Origin of the sequence: Mesorhizobium sp. M1E.F.Ca.ET.041.01.1.1 (assembly GCF_003997355.1) — a bacterium.
Lineage (GTDB): Bacteria > Pseudomonadota > Alphaproteobacteria > Rhizobiales > Rhizobiaceae > Mesorhizobium.
The window spans coordinates 1-4,124 of sequence record NZ_RZSL01000537.1; the positions used below are offsets into that span (position 1 = coordinate 1).

2 protein-coding genes are annotated in these 4,124 nt (G+C 65.1%); both read right to left on the reverse strand.

Annotated elements, in window-relative coordinates; genetic code table 11:
• The coding region (locus tag EOA38_RS29630) for an SPOR domain-containing protein (protein WP_127300903.1) at window positions 1-2,666 on the reverse strand (2,666 nt) is incomplete at its 3' end.
• A gap of 103 nt (window positions 2,667-2,769) precedes the next feature.
• Window positions 2,770-4,124, reverse strand: a 1,355-nt coding sequence (argS, locus tag EOA38_RS29635; RefSeq protein ID WP_127300904.1) for an arginine--tRNA ligase, incomplete at its 5' end; no start/stop codon positions are given.

Here is a 4,124-nt window from a genome sequence, read left to right on the forward strand (position 1 = left end):
TCGATCGGCTCCTCGATGTTGGTCACCAGTTTCTGCTGCACCGGCTCGGCAGGCTTGGCCGCACCACCCTTGGCGACCGCGTCATAGACCTTGCTGTCCTGGTTCGGCACCACGGCGCCACCCGGATTCTCCGGCTTGACCTTGATCGGCGAATTGTCGGCCTTCACGATCACGGGCGCTTCGCTGCCGCCCTTGCCGCCAAAGGAGAAGGCAAGCGCGCCAAGGCCGCCCGCGATAACCACGGCGCCGACGAGCGCGGCAACCATCATGCCACGGCTGCGCGGCTTTGCTGCCTCCCGTTCGGCAAGGCCCGGCACAGTCATCGCCTCATCGAGTTCGGGATCGTAGTCGAGGTCATCGGTGGCGAAATCGTCCGCCTGCGAAACCGGCCGGCTGCCGGGCAAGTCGTCGGCATCGAATTCGCTCGCGGCTGCGGCATAGGACGCGGCCGCCGGAGCGGAGGTCGTCTCGGCGCGCAACTCGCGGCGATCATAGCCGGTCTTGAATCCGGCGCTGTAGGATTCGTCGTCATAACCCCGGCTCGGCGCCGGCGCCGTGGCGATCTCGGTCGCGTTCATCTCGCTGAGCAGACCCGCGAATTCGGCGTCGAGATCGTCATAGGCGGGCACCGCCGGCTGATCCTCCTCGAAGCTGAGCTCCGGAATATCGAGGTCGTCGGCCAGTGCGACTACGCGCTCCGGCACGTCGACCGTCTCGACATCGGGCACTTCCTCATACTGGCGAGGCTGCGGCGCCGAAGCCGGCTTGGCGTAGGCGGAATGGTCCTTCGCCGGCTCATCGCGGTAGGCCGGAGCCGCTATCTGCGGCGCGGGAGCCACCGGCTGCGGCGCGAACGACGCTTCCACCGGGGCGGCGACCGGGGTCACCCGACTCCACGACCGTGACGGCTCGGCGGGCGCGACCGGCGCGTCCATCTCGATGCCCTTGGCGAAGGCGGCATCGAAAGCCTCGTCATCGAAATCGATGCTCGGTTCGGCATTCTGCTCAGGCGCCGCCTCTTCGAAGCCCTGCCGGTCGAGTTCGTCGGCGAGCAGGCTATCGAGATCGGCATCGGCGGGTCGAGCGGTCTGCTCGTCGCGTGCAGGCTCGTGCTCATCGAGATCCCAATCGAGATCATCGGCGGCGGCCTGATGGCCGGTGTGGCCGGCCGGCTGCGGTGCCGAAGCGGGTTCCTTGGCGACTGGCATCGGGGCGGCTGCAATGGGGGCGGCCGGAGCCGGAGCGGCCGGAATGGGCCGCGCGGTCATGGCGCCGAGCAACGCGTTGAGTTCGTCTTCCAGGCTCCGCTCGCTGCTGGTCGCAGCCGGCTTGGCCGGCTCGACTGCGGCGACCGGCGGAACCGGCGCCGATACGGCCGCAGCAGGCTCGGCGAATGACGGCTCAGCCGCGGCGGCTGGCTCGACAGCGGGAACTTCCGGCTCCTCGGCAAGAGCATCACCGAAGTTGAGTTCGAAATCGTCTTCGATGACCTGATCGGCTGCGGCCTCGTGATCGGCGACGGGTTCAGGATCGACGGCGGGGGCCTCCGCCTCCTCGGCAAGGGCGTCACGGAAGCTGAGCTCGAAATCGTCTTCGACGACCTGATCCGCAGATGCTTCGTGGTCGCCAACAGGCTCGTAATCGGCGACGGGTTCGGGATCGGCTGCGAAATGCGCAACTTCCGCAGGCGCCTCGGCGGCCTCCAGCTGCTCGTCCTCGACAGCTGTCGGCTGCTCGTCCTCGACAGACTGCGGCCGCTCGTCATCGACCGACAGCTCCTGTTCCAGGATCAGCTCCTGCGGCTGATCGAAACCCAAATCGACGTCGGACATTACCTGATCGAATTCGGCCTGATCTACCTGGCTGTCGAAATCTTCGTCGGCGATCGATTGCTCGGCAGCGGCGTGAGCTTCCACCGGCTGAACATCGGCGGCCCCGGGGTGCTGCTCGATCTCGCGGTCGTCGAACGCCAGTTCGTCCTCGAGCGACATCTGCACGGCGTTGTCGAAATCGGCATCGAATGCGGCCTCGGCCGCGGGCTCGACAGCGGCAGGCTCGGCAGCCGCGACGGCGCCATGGCCGGCGTCGGGCCCATGATGGTCGATCTGGAAGCCGTCATCCAGCGAGGCTGCCATTTCCTGATCGATGGAAAGGTCGTCCTCCAGAGGCGAAACTTCGTCCTCCAGAGGCGAAACTTCGTCCTCGTGCGGCGAGACTTCCAAAGAGCGCGCGACCGCCTTGTCGAAATCATCGTCGAAGGGGTCGAAATCATCGTCGGAGGCAATATCGGCGGCCGGCTCCGGCGCACGCGGCGTGGCAAAGTGGGCGTGATCGGCCGCGTCGTCAAAGACGAAGTCCTGTTCGAAGGAAGCGGCAAGCTCGTCGTCGGTGAGTTGGTAGGCCGGCTGGTGCTGGACTGCCGGCTGCGTGACCGGCGCGCTTTCCTCGGCAGCGTCGAATTCGCCCATCAATTCCTTTTCGAGGTCGATGTCGAAGTCGCTCTCTTCCGCGGCCTGGTTTACGGGCGCGGCCTTCGCGGCCGCCGGCGTCTGCGGCCTGACCGGCTGACGCGGATCGAAGCCCATGATGCGGGTCAATTCCGCGAACGGATCGTCATCGGCGATGTGGTTGCTTGCGGCTGCTTTCAGCTGGGTTCTGTCTGCCATTATTGTTCCCGAACTCGCACACAGTCGGACGCCATGGACGTCGCGCAGGGTTGGCCCTTACCAGCGCAATGTGGGCAAAAGGTGACAGGTTTTTTAGTCAAACCTAACGCATTTCGGTAGGCGCATCAGCTCCTATCAGCGTCAGGCCGGAGGTCAAAACATCCGAAACAGCCTGCACCAGCCCTAGTCTGGCATACGTCAATTGTGGGTCGTTAACCTTAACAAAACGTAAGTCTGGGTTGTCGGTGCCCCGATTCCAGTGTGCGTGGAAGCTCGACGCCAGATCGTAGAGGTAGAATGCCAGCCGGTGCGGCTCCAGCGCAAGTGCGGCGGATTCGATCAGCCGTGGATATTCAGCCAGCTTCCGGATCAGGCCCATCTCGCCCTCATCCGTCAGCGACGAAACCGAGGCCACGAGCCGGTTGCGGTCGAAATTCGCCTCGCCCAGTTGCTCGCTCGCCTGCCGGAACACCGAGTGGCAGCGCGCCGAGGCGTATTGCACGTAGAACACCGGATTGTCCTTGGACTGCTCGGTGACCTTGGCGAAGTCGAAATCGAGCGGCGCGTCGTTCTTGCGGTAGAGCATCATGAAGCGGATCGGGTCGCGGCCGACCTCCTCCACCACGTCGCGCAGCGTGACGAAATCACCCGACCGTTTCGACATGCGCACGGGCTCGCCATCGCGAAACAGCTTCACCAGTTGACAGAGAAGGACCGTGAGCTTCACCGTATCGCCGGCGACCGCGCGCGCCAGTGCCTCCAGCCGCTTGACGTAGCCGCCATGGTCGGCGCCGAGCACATAGATCAGATCGACGAAGCCGCGCTCGACCTTGTCCTTGAGATAGGCGACGTCGGCGGCGAAATAGGTGAACGAGCCGTCGGACTTGACCAGCGCGCGGTCCATATCGTCGCCGACGGCGGTCGAGCGGAACAGCGTCTGCTCACGGTCTTCCCAGTCGTCCGGCTTCTCGCCCTTCGGCGGCGGCAGCTTGCCCTTGTAGATATGGCCCTTGAGCGTCAGGTCGGCGATCGCCGCCCGGATCTTCTTGGCATTGTCGGCATGCAGCGTGCGCTCGGAGAAGAACACGTCGTGATGCACGTTGAGCAGCGCCAGGTCCTCGCGGATCATCGCCATCATGGCGTCGACCGTGCGGTCCTTGGCGATCGCCAGCGCTTCCTCTTCCGGCATCTCCAGCAGGCTGCGGCCGAATTCTTTGGCCAGCGCCTGGCCGACCGGGACCAGATAGTCACCCGGATAGAGGCCCGGCGGGATCTCGCCGATGTCTTGGCCAAGCGCCTCGCGATAGCGCAGCATGGCCGAGCGTCCCAGCACGTCGATCTGCGAGCCGGCGTCGTTGATGACATATTCCTTGGTCACGTCGTAGCCGGCGAAGGCCATCAGATTGGCCAAAGTGTCGCCGACGACGGCGCCGCGGCAATGCCCGACATGCATCGGAC